We start from the raw sequence: 22,384 nt of genomic DNA, 5'->3' as shown, positions 1-22,384 counted from the left end.
CTTTTGCGGCCGGGTTGGCTTGCACGCACCCTTCACGGCAACGTCACTAACGTCGCGCGTTTTTCCGGGAACCTCGCGCAAAATGGGTACGGAAACGGTCATCGACAACGCGGGCCCGCTGTCGCACGACAGCCGGCAGTGCCAGCTGTTGGTGCAGAGCGTTTCCGATTACGCCATCTACATGCTCGACATCGGTGGGTATGTTCGCAGCTGGAACCCGGGCGGGGAGCGAATCAAGGGCTATTCCGCCGCTGAAGTGCTCGGCTCGCATTTTTCGCGTTTCTATCTTCCCGAAGACGTGCAGCGCGACGAGCCCACCCGCAACCTGGAAATTGCCAAGCGCCAGGGGCGCCTTGCAGCCGAAGGCTGGCGTGTGCGCAAGGACGGCAGCCGTTTCTGGGCGAGCGTGGTGATCGAGCCGGTGCTGGAATTCGGCGTGCTGGTGGGGTTTGCCAAGATCACCCGTGACATCACCGAGCGCCACGAAGCGCAGCGCCTGCTGCAACATGCGCAGGAGGCCTTGTTGCACTCGCAGAAAACCGAGGCGCTGGGCCGGCTGACGCTGGGCATGGCGCACGACTTCAATAACCTGCTGACCGTGATGGTGACCAGCCTCGACCTGATCGCGCTGCGCGCCGGCGAGGATGCGCGCACCCGCATGTTGGTGGAGGCCGCACAGACCGCCGTGGATCGCGGCACCTTGCTGACGCGCCAGTTGCTTGCGTTTGCGCGCGGCCAGCGCCTGATTCCGGAACGTCACGCGGCCAACGCGGTGGTGACGCGCTCGCTGGAATTGTTGCGCCGTGCCTGCCCGGCAGGCGTCGGGTTGTCGCTGACCTTCGCCGATGCGCTGCCGGATGTGCGCGTGGACCCCGGGCAGCTGGAAGCGGCCCTGCTCAATCTTGTCTTCAACAGCTGCGATGCAATGCCCGGCGGTGGCGCGATCGAGCTGACCACTGCAGCGCAACGGCGGGTGGCGCCCTCGGATCCGCACGGCGTGCCGCGTGCGTACGTCGGCATCGCGGTGCGCGACGACGGCCCCGGCATGTCGGCGCAGGTGGCGCGTTGCGCCAGCGAGCCGTTTTTCACCACCAAGGACGTCGGCAAGGGCTCCGGCCTGGGATTGAGCCAGGTGTATGGCTTTGCTTCCCAATCCGGCGGCTTTGTCGAGCTTGACACCGCACCCGGGTGCGGCACCACCGTGACCCTGTTTCTTCCGGCCATCGAGGAGGCCGAGCATGACTGAATCCCTGCGCCTGTTGATGGTGGAAGATCAAGAAGAACTGCGCGAGTTGATCGGCGAGGCGCTGCGCGATGCCGGCATCAGTGTCGACACCGCCGACGACGGGCATGCTGCATTGCGCATGCTGCGCGACAGCGGCCCTTACGATGTGGTGTTCAGCGACATCCGCATGCCCAACGGCATGTCGGGTATCGAACTGAGCGAGCAGGTGGCGCAACTGCTGCCGGACGCGCGCGTCATCCTGGCTTCGGGCTTTGCCAAGGCGCAGCTGCCGCCACTGCCGCCGCACGTGGATTTCCTGCCCAAACCCTATCGCCTGCGTCAGCTCATCGACATGCTGAAGGGCGCTGCCGCCAACGCCTGAGCGCGTACGGCAGCGTTGCAGCGGCGGCTCAGCGACTCTGGTAGTAGACCTGGTCGATGGCGATCTCCACCGGCGCTGCCGGCGCATCGGCCGCCAGCATGAAGGGCTGTCTGACCGCCTGCAGGTCCAGGTCGTGGAATGCACCGAGCGGGATCGTGACCTCGTGCCAGGCACCATCGCGCACCACGCCGTACTGATTGCCACCGGGCGCAATGGCCACCCAGCTGTCGCCGAAGCTGGTGTTGATGCCGATCCTGAAGGGGGACGCGGTCGTGGTCTTCACCTGCAGCTTGAGCGCGCCGCCCGCGTAGGCCGCCAGATTGCGGTAATCGCTCTGGATCCCCAACCCGTACCAGGCACCGGCGTTGGCACGGTAGGCCATCACGTTGCGGCCCTCGAACGGCGCCTGCGCGATCGGGGTGAGGTTGTTCCACAGGTACAGCTCGGCGTCCTGGCCAAGGGTCAGTCGCGCGCTGGTGTCGGTCTGGTCGGTGAATACGCCGAAGCGTCCCGCCGGCGCGGCATGCTGGTTGCCCACGTATAGCTGCGCCCCGGGGTTTTGATACAGCCGGATGTAGTCCACTTCCATCTTGCCCGGCAGCGGCGCGGTTACTGCGGCCGGCGAGGTCACGCCGGTATAGGTGCCTCCGACGGCGAGATTGAGCAGCAGGTAGTGCTGCTGATGGAACTCGTGCAACGAGGCGCCCTCGATATTGGAGATCGCAAATTCGAAATAGTGCTGGCCATCGATCGAGATACGGATGAATTGCGGGTCCCAGGTCATGCGATACACATGGAAATCGTTGTGCAGGTTCACCGGGCTGGTGTAGCTGGTGTCGTAATCGGCTTGCGAGCCGTTGTAGTCCCAGTGCACGGCCGCGCCGATGCGGCGGTTGGCGGTGCCGTCGGCGATCGCGGCAGCCATGCCGGCTTCCATCAGATCGATTTCACCGCGCCCGGGCCACACGCCGATCGTGCCCAGCATCCAGTAGGCCGGCCAGAGCCCGTTACCCACCACCGGCGTCTTGATGCGCGCTTCCAGCGTGCCGTACTGGAAGTGCATGCGGCCTTCGGTCTTGAGCCGCGCCGACGTGAACGGCATGCCGCCGAAGGCTTCGCGACGCGCTTCGATCACCAGCCGGCCATTTTCGATGCGCGCGTTGTCGGGGCGGCTGGTGTAGTACTGCATCTCGCCATTGCCCCAACCGCACAGGCCGATCTGACAGCCATTGCCGACATCGTAGGTCCACTTGCTGCCGTCGATGCCGGGCCCGTTGAAGTTGTCTTCCCACACCAGTGTCTGCGCTTGCGCACCCGGTGTCAGGGCCATGCCCAGCACAACAGCGAACTGCACGGTGACGCTACGTAAGGCGCGCATGCGTGTCTCCAACGATGGACCGGATGGTCCGTGGAGGAGCGACGCTGCGCAGTGGCTACGTCGGAGTCAAAGCAATTGAACGCGGCGTTTCAGTTTCGTGGTGTTCATTCCGGAATATTCCATCATTGGCATGACGCCGGTCGCAGATGGCGCCTGCGGCATGTTGCGTGGCAGCAGCAGCGGACGGGAATGGGCATGCGTGTTGCGTGCCGTCGCGCAGTCGTATGCAGAGCGATGGCAGGTACATCGTGTTGAAGCGGTTGCAAGCGCATGCGGGGCAGCCTGGCGCGCTGCCTTCGTCCAGGCACGCGATCGCCGCATGCGGTCGAAGCGACACCCCCGTGGCGATAGGCAAACAGCGCGGTGCGCCTCGTCAGTGCCCTGCGTGCACGGTCCAGGCCACCAGGCGGATCACCAGCGGCCGCACCACCAGCACGCAGCAGAACGCGGTAGGCATGGCGATGCGATAGGCATCGAGCGCGCGCCACACCAGGTCCGGCGTGGGCCCGGTGGCGATGCCGGTGATGACCAGGCACATCAGCAGCGCCATGATCGCGGCCATGTAGAACGCAAACACGAAGGGCGTGGCGCGCGCGCCGAGCTTCCAGCGCGGGCGCACCATCGCAGACGAAGAGGGGGACGACGACATGGCAGGACCTCGGTTGCCGCACAGCGGCGGGATGGCCGAACTCTAGGGCAGCCGTGGCGCACGGAGTAGATCGCGTAAGCTTGCGGCTTACGTAAGTAAATCTTACGAATCGCGCCGCGATACTTGCTCAACTAATGAATATTCTTCAGTCGATTCGAAGCTTTGTCGGCACGGTCGATGCCGGCAGCATTGCCGGCGGGGCCAAGCTGCTCGGCGTCAGCCCTGCGGCGGTCAGCCAGAACATCGCGCGTCTGGAGCAGCACCTGGGCGTGCGTTTGCTGCATCGAACCACCCGGAGCCTGGCACTGACCGAGCGCGGCGCAGTGTACTTCGAGCAGGTGCGGCAGCTGGAGCGTGACCTGGAGCGTGCCCGGCAACTGGTGGCCGGCCCGCAGCAGGCACCGGCAGGCCGATTGCGCGTGGCCAGCACCGCCGCGTTCGCGCGTCATGTGCTGGCCCCGATGCTGCCGGCGCTGCGCCAGCAGTACCCGCAGCTGGAGATCGAGCTGCTGTGCACCGACCGGGTGGTGCAGCACGCGCAGGAAAGCGTGGATGTCAGCCTGCGCATCGAGGCGCAACTGGAAGACGGCCTGGTGGCACGCTGTATCGCGCAGGTGCCGTTCGTGGTGTGCGCCGCGCCCGAGTATCTGGCCCGCTGCGGCACACCGACGCGGCCGGATGAGTTGAAGTATCACGACTGCCTGCTGCTGCGCTATCCGGCCGATGGCCGCTTCCTGCGCTGGAACTTCATACGCGACGGCGTGCGTTTCCAGCCTCAGCTTGGCCAGGCGCTGGTCAGCGACGACGTCGATGCGCTGGCCACCATGGCCGCTGCCGGTGGCGGCATCACGCGGCTGGCCGCATTCGTCGTGCAACCGTATCTGCAGCGCGGCCAGCTGCAGCAGCTGTTCACCCCCGACAGGGCCGACACCGGCCAGGCCGCACTCGAACCATTGCGCCTGTATCTGTGCGTGGCCGACCGCCGCGACTTCACCCCGAAGGTGCGCGCTTTCATGGAACACATACTGCAGCGCCTGCCACCGGACTGGCGGGTCACCGAGCCGGCATTGGCGCCGGGCTCGGCGTAGAACCGCAGCAGCGCAGCGACCAGCGGCGTTGCTCCAGGCATGCCGCAGCCCAACCCGGCACTTGCGGACGCCTCGACAGCGGCACGCCTGTCGAGCGATGCCATGCGCCGCGTCAGTCCAGCCTGAGCATCACCACCGCATGCGCGGGCAGCGCCACCGTCAAGGCCTTGCCCTGCACGCGTGCACCGTTGAACGGCCTTGGCTCCACCACATGCGGCTGCGCGAAGCTGTTGTGCGCGGTGATCGCCGCCGCACTGAGGATCTGTCCTTCCACACGCTGCGGCGCAAGGCCTTGCACGTCCACGCTGACGTTGGCGGGTGCAGTGGCGTCCAGGTTGGTCAGCGCGACATACACATGGCCATCCTTTGCCTTGACTGCCGAGCCGTGCACCGCCGGCACCTGCGTGTTGCCGTGGCGGTAGCGCGGTGTCTGCAGCTGCAGCGGCAGGTGGGTGGCGTCTTGATAGGGCTTGTACAGGGCAAACACGTGGTAGGTCGGCGTCAGCACCATCTTGTCGCCATCGGTAAGAATCATCGCCTGCAATACGTTGACCATCTGCGCGATATTGGCCATGCGCACGCGCTCGGCGTGGTTGCTGAAGATGTCGATATTCAATGCCGCCACCAGGGCATCGCGCAGGCTGTTCTGCTGATGCAGGAATCCCGGGTTTGCGCCGGGCAGGCCGGCGTACCAGGTGCCCCATTCGTCGACCACCAGCGCCACCTTCTTGCCGGGGTCGTATTTGTCCATGATCGCGCTGTGCCTGGTGATCAATTCGTCCATCACCAGCGTGCGCGACAGCGTGTCGATCCAGGCGCTTTCGTCGAAATCGGTCGAGGAGGCGCGCGGCGGCCAGCCACCGGGCACCGTGTAGTAATGCAGGCTCAGGCCGTCCATCAGCGTGCCGGCTTCGCGCATCATCACCTCGGTCCAGTGATAGTCGTCGTTGTTGGGGCCGGGCGCGATCTTGCGCAGCGTCTGATTGGCGGGCGCCTTGACGAAGGTCTGGTAACGCCGATACACGTCGGCGGCATATTCCACCCGCATGTTGCCGCCGCAACCCCACAGCTCGTTGCCCACGCCGAAGTAGGGCACCTGCCAGGGCGCATCGCGGCCGTTGGCGCGGCGCTCGCTGGCCAGGCTGGAGCGGGTGTCGGCGGTCATGTACTCGGTCCACTGCGCGATCTCGTCCGGCGCCGCATTGCCGACATTGCCGGCGATATAGGCCTGGGTGCCGAGCAGCTCGGTGAAGTCCATGAACTCATGGGTGCCGAAGCGATTGGACTCTTCCACGCCGCCCCAGTGCGTGTTGACGCGGATCGGGCGCCTGGCCGGCGCGCCGACACCGTCGCGCCAGTGGTATTCGTCGGCAAAGCAGCCGCCCGGCCAGCGGATGTTGGGCACCGCGATGGCCTTCAACGCCGCGAGCACGTCGTTGCGGTAGCCGCGCGTGTTGGGAATGGAGGCGTCCTCGCCCACCCACACGCCGCCATAGATGCCGGTACCCAGGTGTTCGGCAAACTGCCCGAACACCTGCCGCGACACCTGTGCACCGGGCTGGTCCGCACGCAAGCTACCGGTCACCTTGACCTCGGCAGCGCAGGCGATGCAGGCACTGGTCGCCAGGGTGACGGCAACGAGCGCGGGCAGTAGCCGCCGGCGCGAGGTCTGCAACGCGAGGGAGATCCAATGCATCGGCGGGGCGCTCCTGTAGGGGTGGGTCGAGGTGTTGGCGCACTGCCGGCGCAGCCGCATGCCGGTAGCGTAGTGGCAGTGATGGTGCTGTGTCGCTGCATCGCGTTCGCCGCTGGCGAGCCCTGCTGCGCCCGCGCAATGCGACACCGCCTAGTTGTCGTTCGGCAGGCCAGGATGTGCGCGAGGGCATGGTCGGCGGACGCGCGACGCGGCTATGCTCGCGGGCTTCCATCCGCAGTGGGGCGATTCATGCAGCGAGTGTTCGGGCAGTTGCCAGACGGTGTCGAGGTTCACGCGCTCAGCTTGCGCAGCGACGACGGGCTGGAGGCGGACGTCCTCACCTACGGCGGCATCCTGAACGCGCTGCGGCTGACCACCGCTCAGGGCGTGGTGCCGCTGCTGCTGGGTCTGCCGGACCTGCCGGCCTACGCCGCCGATGGCGACAGCCTCAACATCCTGGTGGGCCGCTTCGGCAATCGTATCGGTGGTGCACGCTATACGTTGGACGGGGTGACCCACACGCTGGCCGCCAACGAGGGGCGCAACCAGTTGCACGGCGGCGAGCGCGGTTTCGGGCGACGGGTCTGGACGGTACTGGAGCAGGCACCGGATCAGGTGCTGCTGGGCTACGACTCGCCCGACGGCGAAGAGGGCTACCCCGGCAATCTGCAGGTGCGCGCCCGGCTTGCGCTGCAGCAGCGCAGCCTGCATCTGGACTTCGAAGCCCGCTGCGACGCGGCCACGCCGTTGAACCTGACCCATCACCCGTATTTCAATCTGTCCGGCGACCCGCAGCGGCGTGCCGCAGCGCAGGTGCTGCGGGTGCCTGCCGACCGCTATCTCCCGGTGGACGCAGAATCCATCCCGACCGGGGAGATCGCGTCGGTGGCCGGCACACCGTTCGATTTCCGCGACCCCGCCGCGCTGGCCGAGCGGATCGACCCGGCGCATCCGCAGGTCGTGCTCGGCAAGGGCTACGACCAGTGTCTGGTGCTGGCGCCAGGCGCCGACCGGGTCGCCGAGCTGTACTCGCCGCACAGTGGCGTGGCCATGCGCATCCTCAGCGACGCGCCGGCGGTGCAGGTCTACGAGGGGCAGCATCTGGACGCGCATCATCCGGGCCTGGGCCGCGGGGTGTGCCTGGAACCGCAGAGCTACCCGGACGCCCCCAATCACGCCAACTTTCCTTCGACCATCCTGCGTCCCGGCGAGGTCCATCGCCGCCGCATCGTTTATCGCTTCGCCACGCCAGGCCCGGATCAGCCGTGGGAGGTGGTCAGCGCTGCACTCGATGGCTGAGCAGCGCTGACAGGGTCCAGGCGGATGCCCTGCATCGCCGACCCACGCATTGCGCAACCATCGGGCAGGCGCGACCGATGTTGAGGGGCGGCACGGGTTCCGCGTCCTTGCGGCTCGTCCGTGCTGTCCGTGCCGTCCGCGCACCGTGCACCCGCGCGCAACAGCGTGTCAGCCGACCGCCGGCGCGGCTTGTTCGCGTCTGTCGGTTCGGGCCGAATCGCCGGGGTGATCTCTGGTCAGGTGCGGTGCGACACACGGGCACCGGGCCTGCAGGACACAAGCGGCCGGCCACGCGCAGGACTCGCTGCATGGCAGGCAGCGCCCGCCTGCGCGATCAGCGCGGCCCCAGCACCAGTTCGATCACGAACTTGCTGCCGAAGAACGACAGCACCAGCAGCGCCATGGCGGTCAGCGTCCAGTGCACGGCCTTGGTGCCGCGCCAGCCATTACGCCAGCGGCCGACCAGCAGCGCGCCAAACACGATCCACGACAGGATGCTGAGCACGGTCTTGTGCAGCAATCGTTGCGCCAGGAAATCCTGCACGAACAGCAGCCCGGTCAGCAGGGTCAGGCTCAGCAACACGAAGCCGACGGTGATCGTGCGGAACAGCAGGGTTTCCAGTTCGGTCAACGGCGGCAGCGCGCGCAGCCAGGGATGGAAGTCGCGCCGCCGCAACGCCCGTTCCTGCAGCCATAGCATGATGGCCAGCAGGGCGGCGATGCCCAGGGTGGCGTAGGCCAGCAGCGCCATCCAGGCGTGCAGTTCCAGCCGCCAGCCCAGGTCTGCGCTCGGCTCATGGCCGTAGGCGTGGTAACAGGCCAGCAGGATGGCCGACAACGGAAACACCACCACGCCCACCGCGGCCATGCGGCCGCGCCCGCCGAACACCGCGGTCAACGCCGCCATGCCCAGGCCGGTCAGCGACAGCGCGGCAAAGAAATGCATGTCCGGCCCGCCCGCGGTGCGGAACGCCACCAGCACGTGATAGCCGGCGTGCAGCGCAACCGCAGCCAGCGCCGGCGCCAACCAGCGCGCAGGGGCCTGGTTGCCATCGCGCAGCACTGCCCGGGTGAGCAGGGCGGCAGCCAGCAGGTACAGGGCGAACGCGATGAGAACGATTGTCATCGTGGAAGTTTCGCATATTGGTGGGGCGGGGATTCGGGATTCGGGAATCGGGAATCGGGAATGGGGAATTGGGAATTGGCAAAGCCGGGCCGGGGCGTGGGGATGGCCGGGCAGGCAAGTGTGCTGGTTGGTAGCAAGTGGGTACGGGTAAGCCTGCCTGCGGGCGTGGCCGCTGACGTCTGGTCTCTGCGGTGCTGCTGCCCTGGCTGGTTGCAGGGACTGCCGAGCGCCGGAGGGATTTGCCCTGGATTGGCTCGCTTCGGCCGGCGGGTCGATTGGGGCGGGGCGTTGGCTGGTGCCGCTATAATCGATGCCCGTTTCCCCTCACGCGGTCCCTTGCGCATGTTCGAGTCCCTTACCCAACGTCTCTCCGGCACCATGGAGCGCCTGCGCGGCCGCGGCCGCCTGACCGAGGAGAACATCCGCGAAGCCACCCGTGAAGTGCGCATCGCGCTGCTGGAAGCCGACGTCGCGCTGCCGGTGGTGCAGGCGCTGATCGAACGCATCAAGGTGCGCGCGGTGGGCCAGGAAGTGCTCAAGTCGCTGACCCCCGGCCAGGCGCTGATCAAGATCGTGCGCGACGAGCTCACCGCGGTCATGGGCGCGGCGGCGGCCGACCTCAACCTCAACGTGCCGGCACCGGCGATCATCCTGATGGCCGGCCTGCAGGGTGCGGGCAAGACCACCACGGTCGGCAAGCTCGCCAAGCACCTGAAGGAAAAGCGCAAGAAAAAGGTCATGGTGGTCTCGGCCGACGTCTACCGCCCGGCCGCGATCGAACAGCTCAAGACCCTGGCCGAGCAGGTCGGCGTGCTGTTCTTCCCGTCCGACGCCTCGCAGAAGCCGGTCGACATCGTGCGCGCCGCCATCAGCGACGCACGCAAGTCGTTTGCCGACGTGCTGCTGGTCGATACCGCCGGTCGCCTGGCGATCGATCAGGCGATGATGGACGAGATCAAGGCGCTGCACGCCGCGATCACCCCCACCGAAACCCTGTTCGTGGTCGATGCGATGACCGGCCAGGACGCGGCCAACACCGCCAAGGCCTTCGGCGAGGCGCTGCCGCTGACCGGCGTGGTGCTGACCAAGACCGACGGTGACGCCCGTGGCGGTGCCGCGCTGAGCGTGCGCTACATCACCGGCAAGCCGATCAAGTTCGTTGGTACCGGCGAAAAGACCGACGGCCTGGATGTGTTCCATCCCGATCGCGTCGCCAGCCGCATCCTGGACATGGGCGACGTGCTGTCGCTGGTGGAGCAGGTCGAGCACAGCGTCGATCAGGAAAAGGCCGCCAAGCTCGCTGCCAAGGTCGCCAAGGGCAAGAAGTTCGACCTCAACGACATGAAAGAGCAGCTCGAGCAGATGCAGAACATGGGCGGCATCCATGGGCTGATGGACAAGCTGCCGGGCATGGGTCAGATCCCGGACAACGTCAAGCAGCAGGTCACCGGCAAGGAAGTGCCGCGCATGATCGCCATCATCAATTCGATGACCAAGAAGGAGCGCCGCAACCCGGCGTTGCTCAACGGCTCGCGCCGTGCCCGCATCGCACGCGGCTCGGGCATGCAGCCGGCCGACGTCAACAAGCTGATGAAGCAGTACCAGCAGATGGAAAAGATGATGGGCAAGCTGGCCGGCGGCGGCATGAAGGGCCTGATGCGCAACATGAAGGGCATGATGGGTGCCATGGGCGGCCGCGGCGGCATGCCGTTCCGTTGAGCAACCTGCGCAGGTTGCGCGCGCGGTGAGCACATCCGCAGGCGCGCACTGCGTGCATCTGGCGCTGGCCCTCGTGCTGGCGTGGCAGCTAACGGCAGGGTGGGCGTTACTGCCGGCAAGCGTTGTGTTGTGGTTGTGTATCGCACTGGTGGTCGCAGGAATCGACCGCCTGTCTGGCGCCCGCCCGGTCGCAGCACCGGCGTCAACGCCCACCTCCCAAGCGCAGGGTGGCGGCACTGGCGGCGGCATCGGCGGTACGCCGGCAATCGCTCGCCTGCCGCGGCGCGACGCAGCCGCAAAACGCGTCGTCGCGCAGAACGTGCACGACACGTCGGTGCGCCAATGGCGGCGCCATATCGTCGACGTGGCGCCATACGAAGAAGAACGCTACCCGCGGCAGGACATCTGCACCACGGTCGAGGTGTTCCTGCGTGCGGGCGACCAGCTCGTGCTGGCGTTCCATCCTGCCAACGATGCTGCAGATGTGGCCGCGTGGCGCTGCGATGTGTGGCACCCGGGTGGCACGCAATCGCAGTGGTGGGAGGTGCCCGCCGATGGCGAGGTGGATGTGCCGGTCACCCGCACCGGGGTGTATTCGATCGGCATCGGCCAGGCCTATGGAACGTGCCCCGGCGTGGTCGCGCTTTGGCTGCGCGTGCCCGAGCCGGATCGGCTGGCACTGCCGCTGCAGCCCACGTTCGGGTCGGCCATGCGATACGCGCGTCGCGCCGACGGCGCGGCGGTGGTGCATCTCGAAGACGACGCACAGCTGCAGTCGCAGGCGCATCTGCCGTCAGTGCCCGTGCACGGCGCGCCCGCCGGCTCGACGTTGTTGTTCGCCAGTGCCGACGATGCCTGGGACGTGTCCGCAGGTTCCGATCCGGCATCGTCGTGGCGTGCCGACAACACCCATCTTTACCGTTACTTCCTGCGCCTGAGCCAGGGCGACGTGCTGACGCTGGAACTGGCCTGGGCCGGCGAGCACTTCGATCGCCCGTTGCCGTTGCCCGATCAATGCACCGGTCGCACGCAGGGCGAGCTGCGTGTGTTCAAGCTCGTGCGTGGGCCGGATCTGGTGCATGCATGGGCGAGCGCGGCACCGGCCGCCTGCATGCAGATGACCTGTCCTGTCGATGGCGATTACTGCCTGGAACTGCGGCTGTTCGGCCAGCCGGCATGGCGCCAGCAAGCCATTGCTGCAGTTGTCGACCTGCGCGTGTGGGGTGATTACCTGCAGCGTCCTCGGAGCTTGCGTGCATTCGCGTTGCAGGATGTCTGGGTCGAAGACTGGTACCGGCAAGTGATGCCGGTGCCCGTGGATTGAGAGAACGAAGAACGAACCACTGTGCTCGGCGCCACATGGGGCGGCCGGAGCTCGATGCGGCATGTAGCAGCGGTATGCACCGGCAACTGCATGTCCACCTGATCACGGTTGCCACGTTTGGTAGTCGCTCCAGACGCAACGTACGGCATGCAGTGCATGCGCGAACGACCGTCTTGCGCGTGCCGGCATCCGCATCCGTCCATCGCGGTTACCATGCTCCGTCTCGTGGCCGCCGAGGTGGTGGATGACCAGATTCTCCAACGTCGATGCCTTCCAGCAACGCTTCGGCCTGCGCCTGCCGATCCTGCTCAGCCCCATGGCCGGCGCCTGCCCGGTGCCGTTGTCGGCAGCGGTCGCCAATGCCGGTGGCATGGGCGCGATGGGTGCGGTGTTGTCGCAGCCGCAGGACATCGTGACGTGGATGGCCGCCTTTCGTGAGGCAAGTGCCGGGCCTGCGCAAGTCAATCTGTGGATTCCCGATCCGGCGCCTGCCCGCGATGCCGCTGCCGAAGCGCGCCTGCGGGTGTTTCTTGCGCAGTGGGGGCCGCCAGTGCCGGAGGCAGCAGCCGATGCAATGCCAGCCGATTTCGACGCGCAATTCGATGCATTGCTGAACGCGCGCCCGGCGGTGGCCTCATCGATCATGGGTGTGTTCCGACCCGACCAGGTTGCGCGCCTCAAGCATGCGGGCATCGCCTGGTTCGCCTGCGCCACCACGCTGGAGGAAGCACTGGCGGCGCAGGCAGCCGGGGCCGATGCCGTGGTCGCGCAAGGCGCCGAGGCTGGCGGTCATCGCGGCGCGTTCGATGCCAGCCGCGCCGCGCAGCAGATGACCGGGCTGTTTGCCCTGCTGCCGCGGCTGGTCGATGGCCTGGAGATCCCGGTCATCGCCGCGGGCGGGATTGCCGACGCGCGCGGCATTGCCGCGGCGCTGGCGCTGGGCGCCAGTGCAGTGCAGATCGGCACCGGTCTGCTGCGCACGCCCGAGGCTGCCTTGCCCGGCGCCTGGGCCGATGCATTGGCAGCCGCCGAGCCGGAACATACCCGGCCAACCCGCGCGTTTTCAGGTCGGTTGGGGCGGGCATTGCTCACCCCTTACGTGCGCGCCGCCACTGCTGCGGATGCGCCGCCGCCTGCGCCGTATCCGGTGCAGCGCGGCCTCACCGCTGCGATGCGCCAGGCAGCGGCGCGCGACAACCGTCTGGAGGCGATGCAGGCCTGGGCAGGCCAGTCGGCCTGGATGGCGCCGGCGCAGCCGGCCGCACAATTGGCCGTGCAGTGGTGGGAGCAGACGCAGGCACTGCTGTGTCGCTGATCTTCTGTAATGGCCAGGCGGCAACGGCGCAGCAACTCGGCGCGGCCGCCTTGATCAACTACGGGCACTTCACGACGCTGCAGGTGCGCAACGCCGCCGTGCGCGGGCTGGATCTGCATCTGCAACGTCTGCAACACGACAGTGCCGCCCTGTTCGGCGCACCGATCGATGCCTCACGGGTGCGCGCGTATCTGCGCGCGGCGTTGGCCAGTGCCGGTCGCGTGGATGCGAGCGTGCGCATCACCGTGTTTTCGCAGGCGTTCGCGCTGCGCGATCCATCGCGCCAGGTGGCGCTGGACGTATTGATTTCTCTATCGGCGGCTGCGCAACTGCCCGATGCCGCGCTGCGCGTGCACGCAGTCACCCATGTGCGCGAGCAGGCGCAGTGCAAGCACGTCGGCACCTTCGCGCTGTTGCATCTGCGTCGCCAGGCGATGGCCGCCGGCGTCGACGATGCGGTGTTGGTCGATCCCCAGGGCCATGTGCTGGAAGGGGCGTTCTGGAATGTCGGGTTCTGGCAGCAGGGCAGGGTGGTCTGGCCGGCCGGGCCGGCGCTGGACGGCACCCAGCAGCGGTTGTTGCAGGCCGGGCTGCAGGCGCTCGGTATCGCGCAGACCTCCCGCCCGGTCGCCCTTGACGAGCTCGCCAGCTTCGACGGCGGTTTCAGCTGCAATGCGCGGGGGCAGCAGGCCATCGTGGCCATGGGCCCGGCGCAGTGGTCGGCCCCTGCCGCGCAGCTGCCCGTGCTGGAGCGGGCGCTGCAAACCCAGGCCTGGCAAGGGATCTGAGCAAAAACACCGGCTGGCTTGGCTTCGCCGAGGGAGCCCGCTATAATCGCCGGCTTACCGCGCCACTCTGGCGACTGGGCAACTCAGGAAAACGACACCATGGTCAAGATTCGACTGACCCGCGGCGGCGCCAAGAAGCGTCCGTTCTACCACATCATCGTGACCGACGTACGCAGCGCGCGCGACGGCCGCAACATCGAGCGCGTGGGTTACTACAACCCGGTTGCGCAGGGCGCCGAACCGCGCGTCGTGCTCGATATCGCCCGCGTCGACCATTGGGTCGGCAACGGTGCACAGCTGACCGACAAGGTGCGTAACCTGTACCGCGAAGCATCCAAGTCCCAGGCCGCTGCGGCCTGATCTTGAGGCCGGGCGTGTTTGCCCGGCCAGAGTCGACACAGATGAAGCCGACCGAGCGCCGCATCCTGTTAGGCAGGATTGTCGGCGCTTTTGGTGTCAAGGGTGAGCTGAAGCTCGAATCCTGGACCGAACCGCGCAGTGCGATCTTCCGGTATCAGCCGTGGGTCGTGCGCACGCCATCGGGGCAGGAGTCGGTCGTGAGCGGCGTACGGGGACGTGATCAGGGCAAGAATCTGATCGCGGTGTTCCCCGACGTGACCGACCGCGACACCGTCGAGGCCATGCATGGCACCGAAATCTACGTTGCCCGCAGCGCCTTGCCGCCGCCCAAGCCCGACGAATACTACTGGGTGGATCTGGAAGGATTGCAGGTGGAAACCGTCGAGGGCGTCAAGCTCGGGACGGTGTCGCACCTGTTTTCCACCGGCTCCAACGATGTGGTGGTCGTGCGCGGCGATCGCGAGCGGATGATTCCGTTCGTGCTTCCGGAGTTCGTCAAATCGGTGGACTTCGAGGCCAATCTGATCGTGGTCGACTGGGACCCGGATTTCTGATCGAAGCGGTGCCCCGGCGCCGCTTTTGCTCTACCCATTCTCCACTCCCGATTCCCGATTCCCGTGCGCATCGACGTCATCAGCCTGTTCCCGGAGTTCATCGCGCACTGCGCGGCGTTCGGCGTGGTCGGGCGGGCGCAGGAGCGCGGTCTGCTGGACCTGCAGGGCTGGAATCCGCGCGACCATGCGCAGGGCAACTACCGCCGCGTGGACGATCGTCCCTTCGGCGGCGGGCCCGGCATGGTGATGTTGATCGAGCCCTTGCGGGCCTGTCTGGAGGCGGTGCAGGCCGCCGACGCGCGACCGGCGCCGGTGATCTATCTCAGCCCGCAGGGACGTCCTCTCACCCAGCTCCTCGCGCGCGAGTTGGCGCAGTTGCCGCGCATGGTCTTGCTGTGCGGGCGCTACGAAGGGGTGGACGAGCGTTTCCTGGCCAACGCGGTGGATATGGAAATCTCCATCGGCGATTACGTGTTGTCCGGTGGCGAGTTGGGCGCTGCAGTCCTTGTGGATGTGGTGACGCGGCTGCAGGACGGCGTGTTGAACGACGCCGAGTCTGCTGCACAGGACAGTTTCGAAGGCCCGCAAGGCCTGCTGGACTGCCCGCACTACAGCCACCCGTCGGCGCATGCCTGGGGGGATGTGCCCGAGGTGTTGCGCTCGGGCAACCATGGCGCGATTGCGCGCTGGCGCCGGCAGCAGTCGCTGGGCCGGACCTGGCTGCGTCGTCCCGATCTGCTCGACGAGGCAGGCCTGGACAAGCACGACCGTCGTCTCCTGGAGGAATTTCGCCGCGAACTCACCCGGGGCGACGAGAAATAAGGGCGCACCCCTAGCCCTTGAAGAATTGATTGGGGTACAATATGCGGCTTGCTGGCCAGCCTTGCGTCTGGCCCTCTTACGAACCTCGAGCAATCGCCGTGCGGCGACTGCCGGTCCAATACCACCAGACACGCGGTGCCCACCATGAGCAAACTCAACAAGACCATCCTGGCTGACTTCGAAGCCGCCCAGATTCAGCGCAAGCTGCCGGAATTCAACCAGGGCGACACCGTTGTGGTGAACGTCAAGGTGAAGGAAGGCAACCGCGAGCGTGTGCAGGCCTATGAGGGCGTGGTGATCGGTACCAAGAATGCCGGCCTGAACTCCGCCTTCACCGTGCGCAAGATCTCGCACGGTTTTGGCGTCGAGCGCGTGTTCCAGACCCACAGCGCCATCATCGACTCGGTCGAAGTGAAGCGCCGCGGTAAGGTCCGCGCCGGCAAGCTGTACTACCTGCGCGGCCTGGAAGGCAAGGCTGCCCGCATCAAGGAAGATCTGGCCGCCGCTGCGCAGGCCAAGGCCGCTCGCCAGGCTGCTGCCAAGGCCGAGTAAGCCACACTGCTGGCAGGTCTCATCGATCTGCCACTGCCAAACGGCCGCCCTTGGGCGGCCGTTTGCGTTTGTGGAACCGGAATGGCGACAGCGCTCGAAGTCGGCATGTGCCACTCGCGCACTACGGTTCTGGCCGCGATGCCCGCAGCCATCTGACAACCGCGCGCTACGTCTTGTTAGCCGTTCTCAAGTCGCAGCTTGAGGCCGGTCAGTACAGCGCATCGCCATCGATCACGTGGCTTGGCTGCGGTCGGCATGCGCGGATCAGCGTGCACGCATCAGCGCGAGCGTGTCCGGGTTGGCTCGGTGATCGGCTCGGCAATGGGGGCGGGGTCGGCAACCGGCGATGCAGGATGTGCGGGTACCTCGGCTGCCGCTGCCAGTACGGAAGGGTGGTTCGGCGTGGTCAGCATGCGCGCCTTGCGCCAGCCGCCCCAGCGGTAGTAGGCCAGCGACAGCAGCATCGAGCAGGTCGAACTGATCGGGAAGCTCCACCACACCGCGTCTGCGCCCAGATGCGGCAGCAGGATATTTGCGAGAGGCACGCGCACGCCCCAGAGCGAAAACGCCAGAATCAACAGCGGTGGGATCACTGCACCGGTGGAGCGCACCACGCCAGACACCACAAAGCTGACGCCAAACAACAGGAACGACCAGATCGCGATGTGGTTGAGATGCCGCGCGATCTCAAGGGTGGCGCTGCCTTCGGGCAGGAACAGGGCCAGGGTCCAGCGATCGAACAGGATCAACAGCACGATCAGCAGGCCCGTCATCAGGAAGTTGGCGGCGATGCCGGTACGGGCGACGGCATCCACCCGCGACCACAGGCCGGCACCCACGTTCTGGGCAGCCATGGTCGAACAGGCGGCGCCGACCGCCATCGCCGGCATCTGTACGTAGTTCCAAAGTTGCAGCCCCGCACCGAACGCGGCGGCGGTGTCGGTGCCGAAGCCATTGACCAGCGACAGCATCGCAATCATCGCCAGCGAGATCATCACCATCTGCAAGCCCATCGGCACGCCCTTGACGACGAGCGCGCGCAGGATGGCAGCATCGATCCGGAACAGATGCAGGTCGCGTCGTCCCAGCCACAGCACATTTTTTTTGTGCCGCAGATAGATCAGCAGGCCGGCCAGTGCAACCACCTGCGCAATCAGCGTGGCCCAGGCCGCACCGGCAATGCCCAGCGCCGGAAACGGGCCGATGCCGAACAGCAGCAACGGGTTGAACACGATATCCAGCAGCACCGACAGCAGCAGAAAGCGGAAGGGCGTACGCGCATCGCCGGTACCGCGCAACGCTGCCGATAGAAAGGCGAACAGATACAGCGTCGGCATCGCCAGGAAGATCACCCGCAGATATTCCTCGGCCAGCGTCTGCGAGGCGGCGGGCGTACCCATCGCGGTGAGCAGATGCGGCGCCAGGAACCAGCCCAGCACGGCGATCAGCGCCGACAGCCCGCCAAAGAAGCTGGCGCTGGTACCCATGACCTTGCGTGCCTGGGCGATGTTGCGCGCGCCCATCGCCTGGCCGATCAGGATGGTGGACGCCATGCCGATACCGAACACCGAGCCGATCAGGAAGAACATGATGCTGTTGGCGTTGGCTGCCGCGGTCAGCGCTTCTTCGCCGAGGTAGCGGCCGATCCAGATCGCGTTGACCGAGCCGTTGAGCGACTGGGCGATATTGCCCGCCATGATCGGCAGTGCGAAGAGCAGCAGGTTCTTGCCGATCGGGCCTTCGGTCAGGACAGCGGATTTGGGCATCGCGGTTGTATCGGTATGCGGACGTTGCGCACCCTAGCATTGCGCGGGTGAGATCCAGTGCAGTGCTCGCGTTGCGTACGCACTTCGGTTTGGGGGAGCTCCGCATTCGCCGCCAGCGATGCAGCCTTGGCCGGGGGGGCTGTGCTGCTTCGCTCGGCTGCGCAGCCGCGGTGGCCCTCATCCGGCGCTGCGCGCCACCTTCTCCCGCAGGCGGGAGAAGGGGTGTGGCCGAGCGCTTGTTTGAACTGCAGTGCGTTGATTGAACTGTAATGGGCTTGTGTGATCTGTACCGCGCTGGCTGGCAGTGCTCCCTTCCCCCGCCTGCGGGGGAAGGTGCCCGTAGGGCGGATGGGGGCGAGCGTCCAGCATCGAACTGGCGATCGACCCAGATGGCTGCGGCGACGGCCCAGCTTGAGTTCCGGGTGGCTGCCCAGATATCGGTTACCAGGCAGAGCGAGACAGCAAGACGCATGAATCCGGAGCTGGAACAGGGCACGACGGTCAGGCTGGACGTGTGGCTGTGGGCCGCGCGCTTTTTCAAGACGCGCAGCCTGGCCAAGAACGCGGTCGACACCGGCAAGGTGGACGTGGGCGGGCAGCGCCCCAAGCCCTCGCGCAGCCTGCGCTGCGGCGAGCACCTGCGTATCGACCGGGGCGGTGAAATCTTCGAGATCACGGTGGCCGGGCTCAGTGACGTACGCGGACCGGCGCCGGTGGCGCAGGCCCTGTACGTGGAGGGCGAGGCATCGCGCGAGGCGCGTGCGCAGTGGCGGCTGCAACGTGCTGCCGAACGCACCGGTTACCGCGCGCCGGAGGGCAAGCCCGACAAGCGCGCACGCCGCTTGATCACTGCATTGGGCGATATCGACGCGCTCTAGCGGTCTGGCACCTTGTCCCTGCCGTGCCCGATGGGCCCGCAGGGCGACACATGGCCGCTGCAATCGGGACGTCGCGCAAAAGAAATGCCCCGGTTGTCCGGGGCATGTCTGATTGCCAGGGCCTGAATCAGGCCGAACGATCCAGCGGCTTACGCCAGATCGAACCGATCCAGCTGCATCACCCTGGTCCAGGCGGCGACGAAGTCGTGCACGAACTTCTGCTGCGCATCGCTGCTTGCATAGACCTCGGCCACTGCACGCAGGATGGAGTTGGAGCCGAACACCAGATCCACGCGCGTGCCGGTCCACTTGAGCTCGCCGGTGGCGCGGTCGCGGCCTTCGTAGAGGTCCTTCGCTTCGGAGGTCGCCTTCCACTCGGTGCGCATGTCGAGCAGGTTGGCGAAGAAGTCGTTGCTCAACACGCCGGGACGGGCGGTGAAGACGCCATGCTGGGTATCGCCGGCATTGGCCCCCAGCACGCGCAGGCCGCCGACCAGCACGGTCAACTCCGGTGCGGTGAGGGTGAGCAGCTGCGCCTTGTCGATTAGCAACGCTTCGGCCGGCACCGCGTAGTTGCGTTTGGCGAAATTGCGGAAGCCATCGGCCACCGGTTCAAGCACGGCGAACGACTCGACATCGGTCTGCTCCTGCGAGGCATCGGTGCGGCCCGGTGCGAACGGCACCGTGACACTGTGGCCGGCGGCCTGCGCTGCGTGTTCCACCGCGGCGTTGCCGGCCAGCACGATCAGGTCGGCGAGCGAGATCTTCTTGCCGCCCGATTGCGCGGCGTTGAAGTCGGCCTGGATGCGCTCCAGCGTAGCCAGCACCTTGGCCAGCTGCTCAGGCTGGTTGGCCTGCCAGTCCTTCTGCGGTGCCAGGCGGATGCGGGCGCCGTTGGCACCGCCGCGCTTGTCCGAGCCACGGAAGGTGGAGGCCGAGGCCCACGCGGTGGACACCAGCTGCGCCACGCTCAGGCCCGAGGCCAGGATGGTCTGCTTCAATGCGGCCGCATCCTGCGCGTCGACCAACGCGTGGTCCACCGCCGGTACCGGGTCCTGCCACAGCAATTCTTCGGCCGGCACGTCCGGGCCCAGGTAGCGCGAGCGCGGACCCATGTCGCGGTGGGTGAGCTTGAACCAGGCGCGTGCGAAGGCGTCGGCAAACTGCTCCGGGTGCTGATGGAAACGCCGCGAGATGGCTTCGTACGCAGGGTCGAAACGCAGTGCCAGGTCGGTGGTCAGCATGGTCGGGCGGTGCTTCTTCGATGCGTCGTGCGCATCGGGGATGATGGCCTCGGCGTTCTTGGCCACCCACTGGTGCGCGCCGGCCGGGCTCTTGCCCAGCTCCCACTCGAACTTGAACAGGTGGTCGAAGAAATCGTTGCTCCACTGCGCCGGGGTGGTGGTCCAGGTCACTTCCAGGCCGCTGGTGATGGTGTCGGCGCCCTTGCCGCTGCCGTAGCGGTTGTGCCAGCCCAGGCCCTGGCTTTCCAGTTCGCCGGCTTCCGGTTCGGCGCCGACGTTGTCGGCCGGGCCGGCACCGTGGGTCTTGCCGAAGGTGTGGCCACCGGCGATCAGGGCCACGGTCTCTTCGTCGTTCATGGCCATGCGCGCGAAGGTGTCGCGGATGTCGCGCGCGGCAGCGATCGGGTCGGGGTTGCCGTCCGGACCTTCCGGGTTGACGTAGATCAGGCCCATCTGCACGGCGGCCAGCGGGTTTTCCAGATCGCGCGTGTGCGGCACTTCGCTGTCGTCGTCCTTGACCAGCACGCCGTGCGCTTCGTCTACACCGGGCGAGCCGCGCGAATAGCGGTCGTCGCCACCCAGCCACTTGGTCTCGCGACCCCAATACAGGTCCTGGTCGGGTTCCCAGGTGTCTTCGCGGCCGCCGGCAAAGCCGAACGTCTTGAAGCCCATCGACTCCAGCGCGACGTTGCCGGTAAGAATCATCAGGTCGGCCCAGGAAATGGCCTGGCCATACTTCTGCTTGATCGGCCACAGCAGCCGGCGCGCCTTGTCCAGGCTGACGTTGTCCGGCCAGCTGTTGAGCGGCGCAAACCGCTGCTGACCACGGCCGCCGCCACCACGTCCGTCGCCGATGCGGTAGGTGCCGGCGCTATGCCAGGCCATGCGCACGAACAGCGGACCGTAATGGCCGAAGTCGGCCGGCCACCAGTCCTGCGAGTCGGTCATCAGCGCACGCAGTTCCTGCTTGAGCGCCTGCAGGTCGATGCGCTTGAAGGCCTCGGCGTAATTGAACGTCTCGCCCAGCGGGTTGGACTTGTTCGAATGCTGGCTCAGCAGATCCACGCGCAGTTGCTTGGGCCACCAGTCACGGTTGGTGGTACCGGTACCGACGACAGCGTGGTTGAACGGGCACTTTGCTTCGGTGGTCATGGGATTTACCTGTGTGCGTGAGCACTTGGGGAGCGGCGTGCCGGTATGCCGGCACGTGCTGGTGGAATCGAGGTGGACGGCAGCGCCCTTGTCGTGGTCATTGATGATCACGACAGGGAAACAGTCGCCCGGCCGCTGGCGGACCCGCCGATGCTAGCGCCTGCTTGTGGCAGTCGAAACCGCCTGGCTGACGGGAAAGGCAATGGGCGGGCAGGCGCATCAGGCGGACTCATCATGGCGACGTTCGCACACGATAAAGCGCATCGATCATTTGGTGAATTCGAATTATTCGAACATATCGATAGCGTATTGCTATGGATAGCACGCCGGTGCTCGTCCGGCGTGCCCAGCGGCTACGGGACGCTCAGCGCTTGCCGAACAGGCTCCCGCCCAGCTTCATGACATCGCCCAGGCCGAGCTGGCCATCGCCGTCCTGATCCAGCACGCTGGTCAACAGGCCACTGGCGCCGGCGTTCGTGCGCACTTGCTGATGTTCCTGGGCCAGCGCGGGGCCGAGCTGGCCGGCGGCCGCGGTATCGCCGCCCAGAAAGCGCTTGGCCAGATATGCCATCACGATGGGAGCGAGCAGCTGCAGCAGCTGGCTGGCCTTGCTGGTTTCCAGCCCGGTGGCCTGGCCCAGCCCGGCAGCGGCCTGTGGCGCCTTGTCGCCGAACAGATGGCCGACGATCCCGGCGCCATTGGCCGACGCGCCGCTGGCCGAACCGCCCAGCAGCGAACCCAGCAGGCTACCGATGTCCGGGCTGGCGGCGTGGTCGCGTTGCAGGGCGCCCAGCAAGGCATCGGTGCCGCCGGCCTGCTGGCTATTGCGGCCCAGCGCGCCCATCAACAGCGGCAGCGCGGTCTGCACGGCCGATTGCGCCTGCTCGGGCGCAATGCCCAGGCGGCCGGCGAGTTGCTGCAGCTGCGGGCCCTGCAATTGCGCGGCGAGCTGATCGGTCAATGAGGCGGACGTGGTCATCGGAAGTTTTCCTGTTGGACGAGGCGTTGCCGCAGGGTGCGCCCCTCGCGCCGACAGAGCAATCCATGCGGCATCGCGGCAGCTCAGC

At 66.8% G+C, this 22,384-nt stretch carries 20 protein-coding genes and 1 other RNA gene; 14 read left to right on the top strand and 7 right to left on the bottom strand.

Annotation, left to right across the window (positions count from 1 at the left end; translation table 11 throughout):
• The first annotated feature begins 82 nt into the window (after positions 1-82).
• Positions 83-1,246 (top strand): PAS domain-containing sensor histidine kinase, encoded by a 1,164-nt coding sequence (locus XnspCFBP7698_RS10190; protein ID WP_104581013.1) that lies wholly within the window; start codon positions 83-85, stop codon positions 1,244-1,246.
• Positions 1,239-1,607: a response regulator gene (locus tag XnspCFBP7698_RS10185; protein ID WP_047696016.1), complete on the top strand. Its 369-nt coding sequence runs from the start codon at positions 1,239-1,241 to the stop codon at positions 1,605-1,607. The genes XnspCFBP7698_RS10190 and XnspCFBP7698_RS10185 overlap by 8 nt, the downstream gene beginning before the upstream one ends.
• Positions 1,608-1,635: 28 nt before the next feature.
• Here the strand turns inward: XnspCFBP7698_RS10185 and XnspCFBP7698_RS10180 are convergent, their stop codons facing one another.
• Positions 1,636-2,985 (bottom strand): glycoside hydrolase family 16 protein, encoded by a 1,350-nt coding sequence (locus tag XnspCFBP7698_RS10180; protein WP_104581014.1) that lies wholly within the window; start codon positions 2,983-2,985, stop codon positions 1,636-1,638.
• 373 nt (positions 2,986-3,358) lie between these two features.
• Positions 3,359-3,634, bottom strand: coding sequence for a DUF2798 domain-containing protein (locus tag XnspCFBP7698_RS10170; protein WP_047696020.1), 276 nt, complete (start codon positions 3,632-3,634; stop codon positions 3,359-3,361).
• A 134-nt stretch (positions 3,635-3,768) separates the two neighbouring features.
• On the opposite strand from XnspCFBP7698_RS10170, the gene XnspCFBP7698_RS10165 reads away from it, so the two are divergent.
• Positions 3,769-4,722, top strand: a complete 954-nt coding sequence (locus XnspCFBP7698_RS10165; protein WP_104581016.1) for a LysR family transcriptional regulator — start codon at positions 3,769-3,771, stop codon at positions 4,720-4,722.
• 112 nt (positions 4,723-4,834) lie between these two features.
• On the opposite strand, the gene XnspCFBP7698_RS10160 is transcribed toward XnspCFBP7698_RS10165, so the two are convergent.
• Positions 4,835-6,418, bottom strand: coding sequence for an alpha-L-arabinofuranosidase C-terminal domain-containing protein (locus XnspCFBP7698_RS10160; RefSeq protein ID WP_104581064.1), 1,584 nt, complete (start codon positions 6,416-6,418; stop codon positions 4,835-4,837).
• Positions 6,419-6,667: 249 nt separating this feature from the next.
• Here XnspCFBP7698_RS10160 and XnspCFBP7698_RS10155 point away from each other — a divergent pair, with 249 nt between their 5' ends.
• A complete protein-coding gene (locus tag XnspCFBP7698_RS10155; RefSeq protein ID WP_104581017.1) occupies positions 6,668-7,717 on the top strand; it encodes an aldose epimerase family protein in 1,050 nt (349 codons plus the stop codon).
• 334 nt (positions 7,718-8,051) lie between these two features.
• Here the strand turns inward: XnspCFBP7698_RS10155 and ccsA are convergent, their stop codons facing one another.
• Complete coding sequence (ccsA, locus tag XnspCFBP7698_RS10150; RefSeq protein WP_047696025.1) at positions 8,052-8,843, bottom strand: cytochrome c biogenesis protein CcsA; 792 nt, start codon at positions 8,841-8,843, stop codon at positions 8,052-8,054.
• 342 nt (positions 8,844-9,185) lie between these two features.
• On the opposite strand from ccsA, the gene ffh reads away from it, so the two are divergent.
• The 9 genes from ffh (at position 9,186) to XnspCFBP7698_RS10105 (ending at position 16,459) form a co-directional block, all read left to right on the top strand.
• Positions 9,186-10,562 (top strand): signal recognition particle protein, encoded by a 1,377-nt coding sequence (gene ffh, locus XnspCFBP7698_RS10145; RefSeq protein WP_047694273.1) that lies wholly within the window; start codon positions 9,186-9,188, stop codon positions 10,560-10,562.
• A gap of 25 nt (positions 10,563-10,587) precedes the next feature.
• Complete coding sequence (locus XnspCFBP7698_RS10140; protein WP_104581065.1) at positions 10,588-11,886, top strand: hypothetical protein; 1,299 nt, start codon at positions 10,588-10,590, stop codon at positions 11,884-11,886.
• Positions 11,887-12,130: 244 nt separating this feature from the next.
• Positions 12,131-13,201 carry a nitronate monooxygenase gene (locus tag XnspCFBP7698_RS10135; protein WP_104581018.1) on the top strand — a complete coding sequence of 357 codons (1,071 nt, stop codon included), beginning with the start codon at positions 12,131-12,133 and terminating at the stop codon, positions 13,199-13,201.
• A complete protein-coding gene (locus tag XnspCFBP7698_RS10130; RefSeq protein WP_104581019.1) occupies positions 13,192-13,989 on the top strand; it encodes an aminotransferase class IV family protein in 798 nt (265 codons plus the stop codon). Before XnspCFBP7698_RS10135 ends, XnspCFBP7698_RS10130 begins: the two co-directional genes overlap by 10 nt.
• A 99-nt stretch (positions 13,990-14,088) precedes the next feature.
• Positions 14,089-14,349: a 30S ribosomal protein S16 gene (gene rpsP / locus XnspCFBP7698_RS10125; protein ID WP_039414145.1), complete on the top strand. Its 261-nt coding sequence runs from the start codon at positions 14,089-14,091 to the stop codon at positions 14,347-14,349.
• A 41-nt stretch (positions 14,350-14,390) separates the two neighbouring features.
• Positions 14,391-14,903: a ribosome maturation factor RimM gene (gene rimM, locus XnspCFBP7698_RS10120; protein WP_039566183.1), complete on the top strand. Its 513-nt coding sequence runs from the start codon at positions 14,391-14,393 to the stop codon at positions 14,901-14,903.
• Between the two features lie 63 nt (positions 14,904-14,966).
• Complete coding sequence (gene trmD / locus XnspCFBP7698_RS10115; RefSeq protein WP_104581020.1) at positions 14,967-15,725, top strand: tRNA (guanosine(37)-N1)-methyltransferase TrmD; 759 nt, start codon at positions 14,967-14,969, stop codon at positions 15,723-15,725.
• Positions 15,726-15,869: 144 nt separating this feature from the next.
• Entirely contained in the window at positions 15,870-16,277 is a 408-nt protein-coding gene (gene rplS / locus XnspCFBP7698_RS10110) for a 50S ribosomal protein L19 (protein ID WP_005989873.1), read from the top strand.
• A 105-nt stretch (positions 16,278-16,382) separates the two neighbouring features.
• A non-coding RNA gene (locus XnspCFBP7698_RS10105) (sX9 sRNA) lies at positions 16,383-16,459 on the top strand.
• 96 nt (positions 16,460-16,555) lie between these two features.
• Here the strand turns inward: XnspCFBP7698_RS10105 and XnspCFBP7698_RS10100 are convergent.
• Positions 16,556-18,043, bottom strand: a complete 1,488-nt coding sequence (locus XnspCFBP7698_RS10100) for an MATE family efflux transporter (RefSeq protein ID WP_123137408.1) — start codon at positions 18,041-18,043, stop codon at positions 16,556-16,558.
• Positions 18,044-18,513: 470 nt separating this feature from the next.
• On the opposite strand from XnspCFBP7698_RS10100, the gene XnspCFBP7698_RS10095 reads away from it, so the two are divergent.
• Positions 18,514-18,921: an RNA-binding S4 domain-containing protein gene (locus XnspCFBP7698_RS10095; RefSeq protein ID WP_104581022.1), complete on the top strand. Its 408-nt coding sequence runs from the start codon at positions 18,514-18,516 to the stop codon at positions 18,919-18,921.
• Positions 18,922-19,070: 149 nt separating this feature from the next.
• On the opposite strand, the gene katG is transcribed toward XnspCFBP7698_RS10095, so the two are convergent.
• Both katG and XnspCFBP7698_RS10085 read right to left on the bottom strand, forming a co-directional pair.
• Positions 19,071-21,317, bottom strand: a complete 2,247-nt coding sequence (gene katG / locus XnspCFBP7698_RS10090) for a catalase/peroxidase HPI (protein WP_123137407.1) — start codon at positions 21,315-21,317, stop codon at positions 19,071-19,073.
• Between the two features lie 364 nt (positions 21,318-21,681).
• Positions 21,682-22,296 (bottom strand): DUF937 domain-containing protein, encoded by a 615-nt coding sequence (locus XnspCFBP7698_RS10085; protein ID WP_123137406.1) that lies wholly within the window; start codon positions 22,294-22,296, stop codon positions 21,682-21,684.
• Positions 22,297-22,384: the final 88 nt, after the last annotated feature.

Source organism: Xanthomonas sp. CFBP 7698 (assembly GCF_003600855.1).
In the GTDB taxonomy this organism is placed as follows: Bacteria; Pseudomonadota; Gammaproteobacteria; order Xanthomonadales; family Xanthomonadaceae; genus Xanthomonas; species Xanthomonas cannabis.
Note: the sequence above shows the minus strand (reverse complement) of the source record. Positions and strands in the feature narration are given on the sequence as shown.